This window comes from Corynebacterium spheniscorum, from assembly GCF_900113445.1.
GTDB classification, from domain to species: Bacteria; Actinomycetota; Actinomycetes; order Mycobacteriales; family Mycobacteriaceae; genus Corynebacterium; species Corynebacterium spheniscorum.
The window spans coordinates 1-15,512 of the sequence record NZ_FOPJ01000008.1; the positions used below are offsets into that span (position 1 = coordinate 1).

A 15,512-nucleotide genomic window follows, 5' to 3' on the forward strand; every position below is an offset into this window, starting at 1 on the left:
TGTAGGTGGGTGTCTAGGGGTATGACGAAAACATTTTCCTTAACCGAACAACACATCACAACGAGATAAAACCCCAGCTCAGAGGCTGTGGATAATCACAGCCTCAAATAGAAGTTATCCACAGCCGTTCGCCCCTAATCCCTCCACGTCGCTAGAGCTTGCGCAGCACAATCACCAGGTTGCTGACTAAAAATTCGCGCACTACCGGTATGTTCACTAACCACCATGCCCAGCTGGGGTGATAGCGCGGGAAGAGTAACTCCAGCTCAGCCTGCCCACGTGTGGCTACTTCTTTCGCCCAGTGCATCCCCTCAGCACAAGACACTGCGAATAGAGAGTGTCCGAAAATATTTTTTGGTGGCCGCCCGTGGATTCTTTCATAGCGTTTCCGGGCGAACTCTCCACCGAGATAGTGCGGCCACAATCCAGTTTCATGCCCACCGAAAGGTCCTAACCAGATGGTGTAACTAAGCACCACTAATCCGCCGCGGCGAGTAACGCGCAGCATTTCCTCCCCCATCGCCCAGGGGCGTGGCACATGCTCCACCACATTGGAAGAAAAACTGAGGTCGAAGGCCTCATCTTTAAAGGGCAAGGCATGCCCACTAGCCCGAATTTGACGTGGTGGATACAACCCCGCGGCGGATAATTCTGAAGCATCGGGTTCCACCGCGGTATAGCTTGCCCCGCGTTGGTTGAAGGCATCCGCAAAGTACCCGGGTCCACCGCCAACATCTAAGATGCTGCTTCCTTTTAAGGAAGTGCCCACACAATCCCGTCGCAGGTTCTCTAATTGGGTGGCGGTATCTTCAGCCAAGCTGCGATAAAAATTTTCTGGATCCCGTTGTTCCTGCGGGAAAGAAAAAAGCAGCCTTAAAGAACGTGCCAGGGTGGCGGCGCGGCGGGTATGTGGAAAAGAACTCACGGCGGCGATTCTGCCATAGCCGCCTAAGCTAAGTAGCCTTAAGCGAAGTCATGAAAATCCTGCTTCTTTGTTGGCGCGATACCCACCACCCCCAAGGCGGTGGCAGTGAACGCTACCTCGAAAGAGTCGCCAGCTACCTGGCAGCCCAAGGCCACGAGGTTATTTTCCGCACCGCCGCCTATACCGATGCCCCGCATCGCTCCCAACGAGATGGGGTACGTTTTTACCGTGCCGGCGGGAAATTCACGGTCTACCCACGCGCCTGGCTAGCCATGCTGGCCGGCAGAATGGGGTGCGGTGCCCTAAAGAATGTGGATGTGGTGGTGGATACCCAAAACGGCATCCCCTTCTTCGCACGCCTTTTCCTCCATAAACCCACCGTGATTCTCACGCACCACTGCCACCGCGAACAATGGCCAGTAGCTGGGCCTTTCTTAGCGCGACTCGGCTGGTTCCTCGAATCCCGGGTATCACCCTGGCTACACCGCAGCTGCCGCTATGTGACGGTGTCACAACCTTCCGCCCAAGAACTCGTGGACCTAGGGGTAGATCCACAAAGAATCAGTATTATCCGCAATGGCGTGGACCCCATCCCAGCACACGTCCCCACCCTGGCTAAAGATGCCAAGATCCACCTCGTGACGTTGTCTCGGCTGGTGCCGCATAAACAAATCGAGCATGCCATCAAGGTGGTCAAAGAACTTCGCCAAAAAACCGGGTTGCCGCTGGTACTAGACATTATTGGTTCCGGCTGGTGGGAAGATGAACTTCGCCGTGTTGCTGCCAATGATGAAGCAATAGTGTTTCATGGGCATGTTAGTGAGGCCCATAAACACGCGCTCTTACACCGCGCCAGCATCCAACTATTGCCTTCCCGTAAAGAGGGCTGGGGCTTGGCGGTCATTGAAGCTGCCCAACATGCTGTGCCGACTATTGGGTATCGCAGTTCCGGTGGGCTCTGCGATTCCATTAGGGACCAAGAATCCGGGTTATTAGCCAAGGACTATAAGGAGTTTGCCGCGCTAATCGCCACGCTTCTCCAGCAACCCCAACGAGCAGCGCAACTAGGTAAAGAAGCCTTGGCTTTAAGCCGCGGCTACTCCTGGGAGAAAACCGGCGAGGAATTCAGCGAGCTTTTAAGCGCGCTCCACCAGCAGGGCGAATGAGCAACCACACGCACAACAACGGCGGAATAAGCAGCCAACCAAGAGTCAGCCCAAGACCCAGCGGAGAAACCTTGGGGCGCTCCTGGGTTTCAGCGCCCGAGATTAATAAGGTGTTATCCCCATCAACTACCGCGGCGATGCCTAGGTCTGCGAGCCGCTGTTTATCACCGGCCTCCCAGGCAGCCACCGCCTGAGTAAAACGCGGGTTCGGTGGGTCCACCTCTTGGCCATCGACCACCAAAGAACCCACCACAACCATGGGGAGATCCTTAGTCCGTGGATCCACCATGGGGCGGCCCTGGTAATGAACAATGCTGCTGGCCTGCGGGAAAAGAAGGTCACCGCCAAGGTCTCCGCCAAAGCCAGCATCACGTCGCGCCTGCAGCTCAGCCGGGTATTCAATGGGCGCTAATTGCCGGGTCTGCAGCGCTAAATCCGGTACCTGCCCAATAGCTAAAAGCACCACCGCCAGCGCCATCAACTTCGGGGAACGCGCCTTCGCGATCACCGCCCCCACCACAAATACCATCAACGGAAACACCAACATGAGGGTCTTTTGGGCATCGCGAAGCAACAACGCCCCCGGGATATTCAGCATCACCGCACGTGCCGCCTCCGGGGCTGCAAGAATCAGCAAGGGCCACCCAAAGCCCAATACCCCGCCCACCACTAGCGGCCAGGGCACCCGCACCTTAGTGCGCACCACCGCCACCAACAGCAAGGCCACGAGAAGCAGCCCTAAGATGGCGAAACCCTGCTGCCTACTGGGCGGCACCACCGCCGCATTCCAGATCCCACCTAGGCCCACTAATGCCCCTACGGTGCCCACATAGGCTTCAGAGTTAGGGGCGAAGGCCTGCAGCATGGCGTTAGTAAAGTGGGGTAGCTCCCGGATGCGCAGCACGCTGGGCACTAGCCAGGGCAAACTCATCAGCACCCCTAACCCCAAGCTAAGCCCAGCACGCCGCCACGTCCTACTTGCAAGTACGCCCACCACGGTTGCCGCCAATGCGCCGGTGGGGGTTAAAGAAGCCAACCACATACACAGCACCACCCCAAGCAGCTGCCCCTTATACGCACACCACGCTAAGAGCGGTAAACACCAGGTAGCAGCCACTAAAGACCAATGCCCCTGAACAAGGCGTTCGGCAACGAAGGGATTCCACAGCACCACCGTGATCGCCCCGAATTGCGCCCAGCTACTTCCCCGCGCCCAGAGCGCAGCCCCTAAAGCCGCAGCCAAAGCCGAGCCGAACATGATCACCCGCACCAACCAGGTGGCCGGGAAAACCAGCCCAGCTAAAGCCAATACCGCATCCTGTGGGGCATTACGCGCCGGCAGGTCCCCTAAGCCGAAGGCATTGTCACCTAAAAGCGGATGCGGAGTGATCACCATATCCCCCAGCCCGAAGAAGACGGCGGAAGAAAAGGTGTGCGCCTCCAGCGGCCAACATAGTGCGCCCAGGATCAGCGCAATGAGCACCCCGGCCCACAACCCCAACCACAACCCCAACGCGGGTTTCATGCGCGCCTACGCCACCAGGAATAGAGCAGCACACCAGTGATGACCAGGGCCGCCATCTTCGCCACCCAAGAAATAATGCGCATCAGATGCAGGTTCTTAATCACCTTGGTGACTTCAGCTTCTTGGGCGGCAACGGTGTCTTTATCCCAATTCATATCGCCAATAAAAATGGCGCGCTTTTCCGCTTCCCCAGCATCAATACTCATCTGTGCTTCTACATAATCCAAGGCCCAGATCATCTCGATATGTTCCTTACGATCCACAATCCGCCCGGTTTTCGGCTCCACGAATAAGGTGCGATCCACCTGGTAGAAGGGCTTTAAACTGCGCTGCGCACCGGGATCGAGTTGGCGCGCAGCCAATTCTTCTTCATCAAAGAAATCCGCGGCCACGCCAGCTAGCTCAAGCCCCTGGGTGGGCACGGCGTGCGGCGGGATGTGTTGGTGGAATTCAAAAACCCTTAAAGACCCATCAGCGCGCGGCAGGTCGCGTCGGTCCACGAAATCAAGCGGATAGTGGTCGTGGATAATCGGGTCGAAATAGCTATAGGTACGCGGCAGGGTAATAAATGGGAAGCCGTGGTGCATACTTTGGCGCACTTCTGGGCCGAACTCAGCACGCTGGCCGAATAGCTCCACCGAGGAGATAGCAGTGGGATCCGCAATGGGGTAGGTGGAATCCCGCTGCAAGGTGACCTCCTCGGAGGTGCTTAAAAACACCTGGTTATCGGCCTTAAACTGCAGGTGCGAGTGAACCCGGGCCTGATTCTTCTTGGCCCCCGGCTCGCTACTCGCGTGTCCTTCGGCCACCACCTGTGCCTTACGCACCCCACATGCCAGGCGCTCACACCCTGCGCCGGCCTGAGCCACCCGATCTCGGAAAGCTGCTTCATCAAAAATCAAAGCGTCAGAAGCTTCGCTGTGGATGCTGCGGGAGAGATCGGTGGGGAAGGGTTTATAGTGTGCGAGGGTCGCCGGGGGCAGCCCGAAACCAAGAAGGAGGGTGAGGATAAGGCTTGCAAGCAGCGCCTTGGGTAAGGGCATCTCGGGGTTCTATTCCTTGCAGTAGGATCGGCACGGATGGCCCAATCCTACGCAACCAGGTTTGTGCCTTCTTTGGAAGGCTTACGCGGCATCGCTGCCCTGGGAATTTTGCTGACCCATGTGGCCTTCCAAACGCACCTAGATCCGCGCAGCCTCATCGGCGGGATGCTGGCGCGCTTCGATTTCTTCGTTGCGCTTTTCTTTTCCCTCTCCGCCTTTGTGCTGTGGCGCAAATACCGTGCCCACGGTACGCGTGGTTACCTGCGGCATCGCGCCAGCCGCATCCTGCCCGCCTACCTGGTGTGCGTTGTTACTATCCTGCTTTTCCTACCCGGGATGAATGCGAGTGCCAGTGCGATCCTCGCGAACCTCACCCTCACCCAAGTCTTCCACCCAGATGCCCTCCTACCTGGGCTAACGCACCTCTGGTCGCTGTCTGTGGAGGTGAGTTTTTATCTCCTCCTACCGCTTCTCCTCTGGGGATTTCAACGCCTGAATGCCAGCGCCAGGCTGCTAGGGATTCTCGGGTTGGCGCTGCTTGGTCCCCTCTGGATCCTCAGCTGCGAAACACTTTTCCCCGGCGCGGAATTAAACCTCCAGCTCATCCCACTTTCTTATCTCCCCTGGTTGGCACTGGGGTTATTTGCTGCCGAAGTTGAAACTCGAGTAATCCCACGCACCCGCAGCTGGAGTGCGCGCCGCGTCCTAATGCTGCGCCTTAGCGCCTGGGCAGGTGCGCTGCTGGTAGCGCTCGTCGCCTCCCGCGAAAGCTTCGGCCCCATCGGCCTCGTACACCCCAGCCCCACCGAATTTTTAGCGCGCATCCTCGCCGGTACGCTCTTCGCCGCGCTCATTCTGCTGCCCTACGCACTCATCCAAGAACACCGCACCCTGCTCACCACCCCCGCGGCGCTGAGGGTGGGACGCTGGAGCTACTCACTATTCCTCTGGCACGTCGGCGTCCTCGCGCTCGTTTTCCCGCTGCTGGGCATCCCCCTATTTAGCGGGCATACGCTCCTCGTCGGCGCGCTGACCATCGCACTGAGCCTGGTGATCAGCTGGGCAAGCTATGAGTGGATAGAAAAGCCCTGCCGCAGTTGGTTTCGGAGCAAGGCTTAGCCCGAGACCTGCGGGTGCGGCTGCGCAGCTAAGCTGCGGTGTGTGGGTGCGGGGGTATGCCGCGCCGGGTTAGTTGGGGTGGCGCGGAGTCTGTGGACTTCTGGGGCGCGCTGAGAAAAAGCGCGCTGAGTGCCAGCAACAACAGCCAGGTGGTGATGGGTTCATCCCCGGCATAATGGGCCTGCGGCCAGGGGGAATGAGATAACCACAAGGCGGCGATGGTGGTGGTGCTGGCGATAAGTTGCGGCGGGTTAATCAGCGTGAACCTTAAAATGCCTAAGGTCAGCAGCCCAATAAGTAGCCCTGGCCAGCCGCCAATCACCCCGAGGATAAGCACCAACAAGGGCGATACCCACAGATCTAGGCCCTGATGCGTGCTCAGTGGTGGAGCGTAGCGCGGAGTGTAACGGGGGGTGCGGATGAGGATAAATAGACAAGCAATGAGCGTGAGTAGGCCTAGTACTGCGCCTAGGGCTAAGCCCATTTGGTAGGGGCGTTGCCCACTAAACCCAAGCTCTAATGTGCCGCTATGACCTGCGGGGAGAAGAAAACCTTGGAAACCGCCATCCACACTGATCGCGGTGAGCGGGTTCGCGCTGAGTGGGTCGCCGAGTGTGGCATAGCTGCCGGGGTTAAAAGCACGTTTGGTCAGAAGAATGCGATCAGTATTACTGGCCGCAATATGTTCGCCTGGGGTGATGTGTTGAGTATGCGCGGTGGGGAAGTGGAAGCCTTCTTCTTGGAGCAACACCCAGGAAGCCTGTGCATGAAGCTCGTGGGTGCCTGGTTGCAGTTTGATCTCACCGCAGGAGGTGGTCTCTTGATCAATGGTGATGGGCGCGCACTCTTCGGAATGCACCTGCAGCCGCATGGGGCGTTGCAGCGTGAATTCCCGGCGCAAAGTGCCTACCTGCGGTAATGCATCTTGGAAGAAGAAAGCCCGCACACTAGGGGGTGCCTCCGGTAATTGCAGGATCTGGGTGATGGGGTGGTTCTGGATGGCAATAGTGCTAATCCCCACACCTGCTTCGCTCAGTTCCACCCGCACCCTCGTGCCCGAACCAGCCATGCGCACCGTGGTGGTTTCCTCACCCTTTAAGTCGCGCTGCAGGGTTTCCTCGCCACGGCTAATCCGCACCTGGGTATCCGCGGTGGGGCGAATGCTGAGCTCAACTAGGTCATCGTCGCCCTCCCACTCGAGTTCGATCCACCGCTTTTCTGGTGGGGTGCCGGGTGCCGGGAACCAGGCGGTATCAGGCTGCCCATCAACTGCGGCGGCAACAGAGTGTGCGGCCTGTGCGCCACCAAAACTATCCGGCTGGGAAGCAGCTGATCCGGCACGCACCGAACCACCTTTGTTGATCAACACACTACGAGTCCCAGCGGAGGGATAATCCGGCAGGCGATTATGCACCCCCTGGTGTTCTTCCCCGGCTAGTTGCGGGGCACTCAGCGGCCCGCGGCCATAGAGGGTGCGCGGGTTTTGCCCATAATTACGGCCAGTGTTTTGGGGAGTATCCGTTAATACCGTGGGGTTATCGCTGGCCGCCACCAGTTGGGTGCCGCTAAGCGGTGTGCCGGTGGCTGCCGCTAACCAAGGAAGTACCTCCCCACCACCAGCAACGCGAAGAGTCTCACCTTCCACCAGCTGCATATCGGCCTGCGGGTCTAGCAAGAACACATCCGCGATCTGCCCGAAGCGTTGATGCTCCACCGGCAATGCCGCTAATGCCGTGGCTACCTTCCGGGAAATCTCTTTGGCATCCTCTTGGCCTTCGGGTGCTGGGGGAAGTACAAGATCATGGCGGATCACCACCGCCCCAATCCCCATGTTGGGCAGCACCTTCGCAGCAGCTTTAGGGTTTTCTTCCACCAACACCATCAGCCCATCAAGTTGGCGGATGGTCTCTGGTGGCACCAGGGGCACTGCGTCGCGTACCACCCAAGGGACTTCCAGAAGTGGTTGGAGCGGTTCATCGCGGGTCCACCCCCAGCTCTGGCGCGCAAAGTTGGTGGGCGGCCAGATCAGGGTGCGGGTGTCCTGGGCATGAGTATTGAGGTACTCCGCGGTGGCCTGCCACTCAGCCGGCACCTGGGAATAGTTCCCTTCCGGGAGCAGGCGTAGTGACCACAGTGGGGCGCTGAGTGAAGCCACCAACACAATCGCCAAAGCGCTAGCGGAAGAGCGGCGTTGGCTGCGGGAAGTGGCGGTGGCGCCGAAGAAGCTCAAGCCCAAGCACAAGGGGATGCGCACCAGCGGATCGAATTTATGCAGGTTGCGGGCAAAGGCCAAGGGGCCATCTAAAAGCGATTGATAATACTCACCAAAGGGGCCATGTGCGGCACCCAGAATGATCAGCCCCACACCGAGCATCAACAGGAGGCGCGGGTCGCGGCTCATACGCACGCGATACGCAAGGCCCGCGAGGCCCACGGCCACAAAAAGCAGGCTGAGGATAATGAAGATGGGTTCGCTGACCAGTAGGTTGCCGGCGCTGCGTTCAATATCAACAAAGGGCGCCCAACTGGTGGTACCGCGGAGGATTTCGGGAAGATTCAACCAGCGAGTAGTCACATAGGCCGATTCAATGAACTCAATAAAAGGCGGGGCATAGTGGCCTAATACCAGCAGTGGAATAATCCACCATAAGCTCACCAACGCACAACCCAGCAGCCACGCGGCGGCAAATACCGCAATGCGTCTGCGACCCCTTAGGCCGCGGGCCCGCCACCAACTAGCCAATAACCAACAGGCCGCGGGGGTGCAGGCCGCCAAGGTAGCAGTGGCATTCACCGCACCCATGAGGGCCACCGGTATAACACTGGCCGCTAAGGCGCGGGCCATACTCCTTTGCGCCTCGGTAATACTCAGGGTGCCAAGGATGACCCAGGGCGCCAACATCACCGGCCAGGTTTCTGAAGAAATTGTGCTTAAAGTACTCAGCGTGCGCGGGCTTAACGCAAAGGCGGTGGCAGCTAAGACCGGGAAGAGATAGGTGCGCGGGCGTGGGGATAGCGCAAGTGCCAGCTTGAACATCCCGGACCAGCCCACCGCGCAGACCAGCAGCCACCATAAACGTTGGGCAATATCCGGGGGCAGCGGGTGCGTAAGCAGGAAGAAGAGGCCCTGCGGGAAGAGGTAGCCATAGGCCTGGTTTTGGAGTTGGCCAAGGGGGAAAAGATCCGACCAGGGGTGCATCGCCCCAGCTAAAAAGCCGCCGGGGTTGACGCTTAAGTCATATTTGGTATCAGCGCTGAGGTTGCGCAGCGGGGTTTGGGCGAAGAGAAAACACCCCATGACAAGCCACGCGAGCAGGTGGATATGAAGCTCGCGTGGGCCAGAAGGCCTTAGGCCATGAGGCTTAGGGTTCGCGGGTGCCGTATTCCGGGCCGCCAAGGAGCGCCTCCTCAGAGGACAAAGCCTTACCTTCAGGCACCGAATCCTGGCCGCTGAATAAAGACACCCCAAACACAGCCACCACACCCAACACCACACCAACAACGGCGCTAGCAATCACTGGGCCAATGGTGCGGCGGTTTAAGGAATCAGATTCAAAAGCCATGGTGTATTCCGATCTTAGACGCAGCAGGCACAAAGCCAGGAGTACGCCTTAGTGTGAGGGGCTAGTCTTCCACGCCCGCCGGATCGACGCCCTCTTCAGAGTCCAGATCCTCTTCATCCTCATCATTTAATGGCGGAACAATGAAGACCGGGATACCTGCGTGGCTGACCACCGCATCCGCAGTAGAAGAGGTCCACAGGCTCTTAAACCCAGTCACCGCGCGGGTGCCGGTCACAATCACATCGGGGCGTAATTCCTTGGCGGCATCCACAATCGCCGACCAAATCGCCGTAGCGGTTTCCACCAAATGCGCGCGTGCCCGCAACCCCAGGGACTCCGCAAGTTCCACGCCCTCCCGGCAAATCCGGCGAGCCTCGGTATAGGCGGGGTCTTCTTCCTCCGCGCCGGCGGACCAATCAGCTTGGCGCAACCCAGACATGCTCACCGCTCGTGCTGCTTGGCGATGCAAAGGCTCCCAGGCGGTGAGGATCTCCACATGGCGGGGGCGTAGCAGATGCGCGGCATCAGTGAGCGCGCGTTTTGCCTGATCTGAGCCGTCATAGGCGATCAGCATGGTCATCGCGGTATCTTCTTGGCTCATTATTCACTTCCTGTGTGAGAAGGGGGGTGTGTCTGGTCCAGCTGTATTCAGGGCGCGAGAAGGCCCGCGGGGCATAGTGTACGCATTGCATCACCACGATGCGGAGTAAAAGGACATATCGCAGGGGGCACCCCGGTACGTAGGGGTTGGTAATTTAGCCCACATTTCAGGCACACTGCAACACATGAGTTTTGCTGAGCCCACACCCACGCCGAAAGCCACGCGCTGGCTCTTCGCCACACTCAGCGTACTGGGGCTCAGCAGCATCGGGGTGCTCAGCGCCTGCGCCCAAAGCAGCACTGGCCTGGGCCAACCAAGCCCTAGTGCAACAGCCGCGCAAAGCACCACCGCCATCACAACTACCAGCACCACCACCACAACCATCACCACTACTGTGGCAGCCCCGCAGGTCGATCCCGACACCCTTCGCGCGCAGGTCGCTTCCTTAATGTTTGTGGGGGTGCGCAACTTCGAGGAAGCCCACCGCGCCCTCGAACTCGGCGCCGGCGGACTATTCATCCCCAGCTGGGCAGATCCGGGCCTACTCACCACCCCCGGCCGTAATATCCAGGCACTTCGCGAAGAATTCCCGGATTTCCCCTTCGAGGTCGCCATTGATTTTGAAGGTGGGCGTGTCCAACGCCACCAAGAAGTGCTCGGCTCCTGGCCCTCCCCACGCGAACTCGCCGCCAACCACAGCCCCGAAGATGTCCGCGCCATTGCCCACAGCATCGGCGCCAGCTTGCACGCCCACGGCATCACCATCGATTTCGCCCCGGTGCTTGATCTTGATGGCGGTGGCCTCGAAGTAGTCGGCGACCGCGCCTTTTCCACCGACCCACACACCGCCGCCAGCTATGCCACCGCCTTTGCCGAAGGGCTTAGCGATGCTGGGGTGCACGCGGTTTTCAAACACTTCCCCGGCCATGGCCGCGCCACCGGCGATACTCACCTCGGATTGGCCAGCACCCCGCCACTAGAAGAGATGAAAAAACTCGACCTCATCCCCTATGGAGAAAGCCTCAGCAATAGCCGCGGCGCCGGGGTCATGGTTGGGCATATGATCGTCCCCGGACTCGGCGACCCCAGCACCCCCGGCAGCCTCAACCCCGCCACCTACCGGCTCCTGCGCGAAGGCATCTACCCCGGCGGCCGCCCCTTCAACGGCCCGGTTATCACCGATGATCTCTCCGGCATGAAAGCCATCAGCGATCTCATGGGAACCACCGAAGCCGTCCGCCGCGCCCTGATCGCCGGCGCTGATCAAGCACTCTGGTCCAGTGGCGACCACCTCGAAGAATGCATTGATGCTGTGCTCGAGACCGTGGCTACAGGTGAGCTTTCCGCGCGCGACATTGCAGAAAAATCACGTCGGGCACACCCGCATCTTCCGCACGCGAGTAGCTAGAACCCCAGCCAAGTTCATCGCCTAAAAGTAGGAATTTCTGGGCCCTGAGCAGTACTCTAAGGGCTGTGAATAAGCCCGCCACCAAAACCACCACCCACCGCCGCGGCTGGATCATCGCTCTCGGGGTCCTCCTCGGCGTCCTCATCGCCGGTGGCGTCGCTTTCGCCCTGGACCATGCCGTCAATGGCGATAAGGTACCCCGCGGGGTAGCAGTAGGTGGCGTAGAGATCGGCCGCATGGACCGCGCCGACGCCCAAGCCACCCTAGAACGCGAACTCAAAGATAAGGTCAGCGCACCAATCAAGATTCGCGCCGGGGAATTAGAAACCAGCGTGCTTCCCGGCGAAGCCGGCATCACCCCGAATTGGAAAGCCACCGTGGATTCCACTGGAAAGATGTCCTATAACCCCATTACCTGGGTGATGGACTTCTTCCGCCAACGCGAAATACCCATCTCCAGTGATGCCGACCCACAACTCTTAGATGCCGCAGTGCATCGCATCACCGAAGATCTTCACCGCGAACCCGCTGATGCCTCCATCAACCTCGCTGAGGGCAAAGCCGAGCTCATCCCCGCTGTGACCGGCCAAAGCGTTGATCCCCGCTTGGTGGAGGTGGACCTTTTAACCGGCTGGTTGGATCCGGAAGGCATTGATCTTGAGGCGAAGGAAAACCCACCAGCTATTGGTGATTCCGTTGCCCAAAAGATTATTAATGGCCCCGCCAAGCGCGCCCTTTCTGCCCCTATTGTGTTGCACGGCCAAGACGGTATTGATGGTGTGATTCCCCCGGAAAGAATCGGCGAGATCCTGCACTTCCATCCCGAACCGGACACCAAAAAGATCCAGCCCGAGGTGGATGTTGAAGCCGCCCACGGCATTCTTAATGAAGCCCTCGCCGCCACCGAGCAGGAACGCCAAAACGCGCGCATCGGATACTCCGGTGGCCAACGGGTGATCACCCCGCACGTGGATGGCCTGAAAATTAATTGGGAAGAAAGCCTCGCCGATTTCCCCGAACGCGTTATCGGTGAATCCCCCAAAGAATGGGATGCCAGCTATGTTGAGGATCCCGCTAGCTTCACCACCGAAGATGCCCAACACGCCACCTTCGATGAAGTAGTTGGCGAGTTCAGCACCAGCGGTTTCGCCGCGGCTTCTGGGCATAACATCCAACTCACCGCCGCCACCGTTAATGGCGCCATTGTCGCCCCGGGTGAGGTGTTCTCACTCAATGGCTACACCGGGCCCCGTGGTACCGCCCAAGGCTATGTGGAATCCGGCATTATCCTCAACGGCCATGCCGATAAAGCCGTCGGCGGTGGTATTAGCCAATTCGCCACCACCTTGTATAACGCCGCTTATTTCGCCGGCATGCAAGATGTCGCGCACACCGCACATAGTTACTACATTTCTCGCTACCCAGCAGGACGTGAAGCCACCGTTTATGAAGGTGCCATTGACCTGCAATTCAAAAACACCTCGCCCTACCCGGTACGCATCGACACCTACTTCGGTGATGGTGCCATCACCGTCAAACTCATGGGCGTGAAAACCGTGAGCGTGGAATCCATTAATGGTGGCCGCTGGGCACCCACCCAACCTCAGCGCATCACCTTAAGCGGTAGCGATTGCGTACCCAGTGGTGGGGCGCCTGGATTTACCACCTCCGATACCCGCATTATCCGGGATTTGGCTGGTAATGAGATTTCCCGCAATACCACCACCACGGTGTATGACCCCTCGCCGATTGTGCGCTGCGAGTAATTAACTCAACCCCCGCAGAGTGTTTTTCAAGCTGTGTGGGGTTGATTTTTGCCCTTAAGTGAATATGATTCACTATTGACTAAGGAGTACCTATAGTCAGATTTGTTGCTGCAGTATCCCCCAAACCCCCAAAGCCCCGAACGATGAGGCAGAAAGCGCCCAATAACCCATCATGACCGAAGCACAACCGAATGCTCAGTCCCCGGTAGCACACACCCCTGGTGCCGCACCGGATCAATTCAAGCTCGTCTCGATCATCGTGTTCCTGGCCTTCTTAGGCCAAATGATCCTCAACCCCGTGATCGCACCACTATCGCGTTCCTTGGATCTCCAAGAATGGCATGTGGGCGCCATGATCTCGCTGGCTGCCGTCGCTCTGGCGCTACTCAGCCAATTCTGGGGTCGCCGTTCCCTTAAAGTCGGGGCCAAAAAAGTTTTTATCCTCTCCACCCTGCTCGCCGCCGCAGCACTGGTGCTCTTCGCCGTGATCAGCTGGTTCGGCATGAAAGGCATGCTCGCCGGCACGACCTTATTCCTGCTCATGCTGCTGACCCGCGGCATCTTCTATGGTGGCGCGATCTCTGCGATCAACCCCACCGCCATGGCCTATATCACCAGCACCACCAGTGATGAGAAAGCCCGACTACGCCAACTCGGCGCCATCGGCGCCATGCAGGCCCTCAGCGGCATGATCGGTGCTTTCCTTGGTGGCGCATTAGGAGCCATCAGCCTCATGGCACCGCTTATCCTCATGCCCATTATGGTGCTTTGCGCAACCACCTTGGTGGCCGTGAAAATGCATCCCTACCGCGATGATCAGCTCATCGAGCAGCCAGCGCGCATTAGCTACACCGATAAGCGCGTGTACCCCTTCCTCATCGCTGGGTTCCTGCTCTTTATTGCCTTCGGCACCCTTACCCTCATCGTTGGTTTTGTGGTGCAAGACCGCTTCGGTTTAGATGCCGGCGCAACGGCCGGTTACTCCGCTGGTTTTATCCTGCTGGCCTCGGTGGTTATGGTCATCACCCAAGCTGTGGTGCTGCCCAAACTTAATTTAAGTGCCCGCACGCTACTGCGCCTGGGCCTTTCCATCATGCTGGTGGCCTTCATCGTGCTGCTGATTCCTGCTGGTTATTTCCTCTTCGCAGTCGGCTACTTCCTCGGTGGTGCCGGTGCTGGCCTGGCGATCCCTGGTTATAGCACTGGCCCCACCCTGCTAGCCACCAAGGAAGAACAAGGCGGTATTGGCGGGATCATTAACGCCACCAATGGCTGGACCTATGCCATCGCCCCGATTCTTTCCACTTCGCTTTATGGATGGAATCCGGAAAGCCCATTTATTATGTGCGTGGTTTTATTGGCCATCGCGGTGCTCTTCTGTTTCTTGCATCCCACTTTGCGCAGCTCCAAGATCGCCCAAACCCCAGCCCCGGTAGCTGCCTAAGTACAGCGCCTACCCCAATTGTGGACAGACGTACCATGGGTGGGGAAGTACATGCGGCAGAAGATGGGGAGATGACATTCATTGAGCACCGCACTTGTCCTTGGCGCTAGCGGCTATCTGGGGCGATATCTCGTGGCAGAATTAGCTGCCCGCGGTTATCGCGTGCGCGCACTGGTTCGGAACAAAGAGCGCGCCGAAGCACCCGACCCGCATGGGGCACCTGCACTAGCGGGACTGGTCGATGAATGGGTAGTCGGCGATATTAGAGATCCACAGATCAGCAGGGGCCTTAGCGAAGGGGCCTGCCATGTGTTCAGCGCATTGGGGGTTACCCACCAAAAGGCAAGCCCATGGGAGATTGATTTCTTAGGCAACCTCGCGGTCCTTCGCGATGCGGAACAACAGGGTGTGCAGACCTTCTCCTATGCCAGTGCACTGGGGGTCGAAGAAGGCCTCACCGCGGTGAAACGCTGCAAATACGCCTTTGAAGAAGTCTTGTTGCGCAGCCGCGTGAAAGGCTATATCTCGCGGCCTTCTGGCTATTTCTCTGATTTATCTGCGATCTTCGGCATGGCGAAAAAGGGTCGAGTCCTGCAGATCGGGGAGGGCACGCACCGCATGAACCCCATCCACGGGGCCGACCTAGCAGCCTTTATGGTCGATCACCTGGAGGGTGCACCAGCGGTATACCCAGTTGGTGGGCCGGAAGTGTTTTATGCCCATGAGATTCCAGAACTTGCCTTCGAGGTTTTAGGTACCACGCCGCGCACGCACACTGTCCCCTTTGGGGTTGCGGAAGGTGCCGTGAAGGTGGTTTCAAAGCTTAAGCCCTCTTTCCAGGACACCGGGAAGTTCATTCTTTCCACGATGAGCAAAGATGCGGTGGGGGAGAAGACCGGCAACCGAACACTGCGGGAGTATTTCCTGGAATTAGCCGACGCTTAACTGGTGC

At 58.6% G+C, this 15,512-nt stretch carries 12 protein-coding genes; 6 read left to right on the plus strand and 6 right to left on the minus strand.

Annotated elements, in window-relative coordinates; translation table 11 throughout:
* Positions 1–151: 151 nt before the first annotated feature.
* On the minus strand, positions 152–925 hold the full coding sequence (locus BMZ01_RS06915) for a class I SAM-dependent methyltransferase (RefSeq protein ID WP_092285846.1): 774 nt from the start codon (positions 923–925) through the stop codon (positions 152–154).
* A 50-nt stretch (positions 926–975) separates the two neighbouring features.
* Between BMZ01_RS06915 and BMZ01_RS06920 the strand changes: the two genes are divergently transcribed.
* Positions 976–2,091, plus strand: a complete 1,116-nt coding sequence (locus tag BMZ01_RS06920; protein WP_092285848.1) for a glycosyltransferase family 4 protein — start codon at positions 976–978, stop codon at positions 2,089–2,091.
* Here BMZ01_RS06920 and BMZ01_RS06925 read toward each other — a convergent pair.
* Both BMZ01_RS06925 and BMZ01_RS06930 read right to left on the minus strand, forming a co-directional pair.
* Complete coding sequence (locus BMZ01_RS06925) at positions 2,051–3,616, minus strand: MmpA family trehalose lipid delivery protein (RefSeq protein ID WP_092285850.1); 1,566 nt, start codon at positions 3,614–3,616, stop codon at positions 2,051–2,053. The genes BMZ01_RS06920 and BMZ01_RS06925 overlap by 41 nt on opposite strands.
* A complete protein-coding gene (locus BMZ01_RS06930) occupies positions 3,613–4,659 on the minus strand; it encodes a porin PorA family protein (protein WP_092285852.1) in 1,047 nt (348 codons plus the stop codon). Before BMZ01_RS06930 ends, BMZ01_RS06925 begins: the two co-directional genes overlap by 4 nt.
* 36 nt (positions 4,660–4,695) lie before the next feature.
* On the opposite strand from BMZ01_RS06930, the gene BMZ01_RS06935 reads away from it, so the two are divergent.
* Positions 4,696–5,778: an acyltransferase family protein gene (locus BMZ01_RS06935; RefSeq protein ID WP_092285854.1), complete on the plus strand. Its 1,083-nt coding sequence runs from the start codon at positions 4,696–4,698 to the stop codon at positions 5,776–5,778.
* 28 nt (positions 5,779–5,806) lie between these two features.
* Here the strand turns inward: BMZ01_RS06935 and BMZ01_RS06940 are convergent, their stop codons facing one another.
* The 3 genes from BMZ01_RS06940 to BMZ01_RS06950 form a co-directional block, all read right to left on the minus strand.
* On the minus strand, positions 5,807–9,076 hold the full coding sequence (locus tag BMZ01_RS06940) for an alpha-(1->3)-arabinofuranosyltransferase domain-containing protein (RefSeq protein ID WP_092285856.1): 3,270 nt from the start codon (positions 9,074–9,076) through the stop codon (positions 5,807–5,809).
* Between the two features lie 64 nt (positions 9,077–9,140).
* Entirely contained in the window at positions 9,141–9,341 is a 201-nt protein-coding gene (locus BMZ01_RS06945; protein WP_092285858.1) for a DUF2613 domain-containing protein, read from the minus strand.
* A 61-nt stretch (positions 9,342–9,402) separates the two neighbouring features.
* Positions 9,403–9,942 (minus strand): universal stress protein, encoded by a 540-nt coding sequence (locus BMZ01_RS06950; protein WP_223845970.1) that lies wholly within the window; start codon positions 9,940–9,942, stop codon positions 9,403–9,405.
* Positions 9,943–10,126: 184 nt separating this feature from the next.
* Here BMZ01_RS06950 and BMZ01_RS06955 point away from each other — a divergent pair, with 184 nt between their 5' ends.
* The 4 genes from BMZ01_RS06955 (at position 10,127) to BMZ01_RS06970 (ending at position 15,505) form a co-directional block, all read left to right on the plus strand.
* Positions 10,127–11,350 carry a glycoside hydrolase family 3 N-terminal domain-containing protein gene (locus BMZ01_RS06955; RefSeq protein WP_092285860.1) on the plus strand — a complete coding sequence of 408 codons (1,224 nt, stop codon included), beginning with the start codon at positions 10,127–10,129 and terminating at the stop codon, positions 11,348–11,350.
* A gap of 65 nt (positions 11,351–11,415) precedes the next feature.
* Complete coding sequence (locus BMZ01_RS06960) at positions 11,416–13,116, plus strand: VanW family protein (protein WP_223845971.1); 1,701 nt, start codon at positions 11,416–11,418, stop codon at positions 13,114–13,116.
* Positions 13,117–13,288: 172 nt separating this feature from the next.
* Positions 13,289–14,560 carry an MFS transporter gene (locus tag BMZ01_RS06965; RefSeq protein WP_092285862.1) on the plus strand — a complete coding sequence of 424 codons (1,272 nt, stop codon included), beginning with the start codon at positions 13,289–13,291 and terminating at the stop codon, positions 14,558–14,560.
* Between the two features lie 81 nt (positions 14,561–14,641).
* On the plus strand, positions 14,642–15,505 hold the full coding sequence (locus BMZ01_RS06970) for an NAD(P)H-binding protein (protein ID WP_092285864.1): 864 nt from the start codon (positions 14,642–14,644) through the stop codon (positions 15,503–15,505).
* Positions 15,506–15,512: the final 7 nt, after the last annotated feature.

Bases quoted from the DNA above. Each gene is read 5' to 3' on its own strand.
- BMZ01_RS06935 (WP_092285854.1), top strand. From the start codon at position 4,696: ATGGCCCAATCCTACGCAACCAGGTTTGTGCCTTCTTTGGAAGGCTTA.
- BMZ01_RS06940 (WP_092285856.1), bottom strand. From the start codon at position 9,076: ATGGGGTGTTTTCTCTTCGCCCAAACCCCGCTGCGCAACCTCAGCGCT.
- BMZ01_RS06965 (WP_092285862.1), top strand. From the start codon at position 13,289: ATGACCGAAGCACAACCGAATGCTCAGTCCCCGGTAGCACACACCCCT.
- BMZ01_RS06920 (WP_092285848.1), top strand. From the start codon at position 976: ATGAAAATCCTGCTTCTTTGTTGGCGCGATACCCACCACCCCCAAGGC.
- BMZ01_RS06955 (WP_092285860.1), top strand. From the start codon at position 10,127: ATGAGTTTTGCTGAGCCCACACCCACGCCGAAAGCCACGCGCTGGCTC.
- BMZ01_RS06950 (WP_223845970.1), bottom strand. From the start codon at position 9,942: ATGAGCCAAGAAGATACCGCGATGACCATGCTGATCGCCTATGACGGC.
- BMZ01_RS06930 (WP_092285852.1), bottom strand. From the start codon at position 4,659: ATGCCCTTACCCAAGGCGCTGCTTGCAAGCCTTATCCTCACCCTCCTT.
- BMZ01_RS06925 (WP_092285850.1), bottom strand. From the start codon at position 3,616: ATGAAACCCGCGTTGGGGTTGTGGTTGGGGTTGTGGGCCGGGGTGCTC.
- BMZ01_RS06945 (WP_092285858.1), bottom strand. From the start codon at position 9,341: ATGGCTTTTGAATCTGATTCCTTAAACCGCCGCACCATTGGCCCAGTG.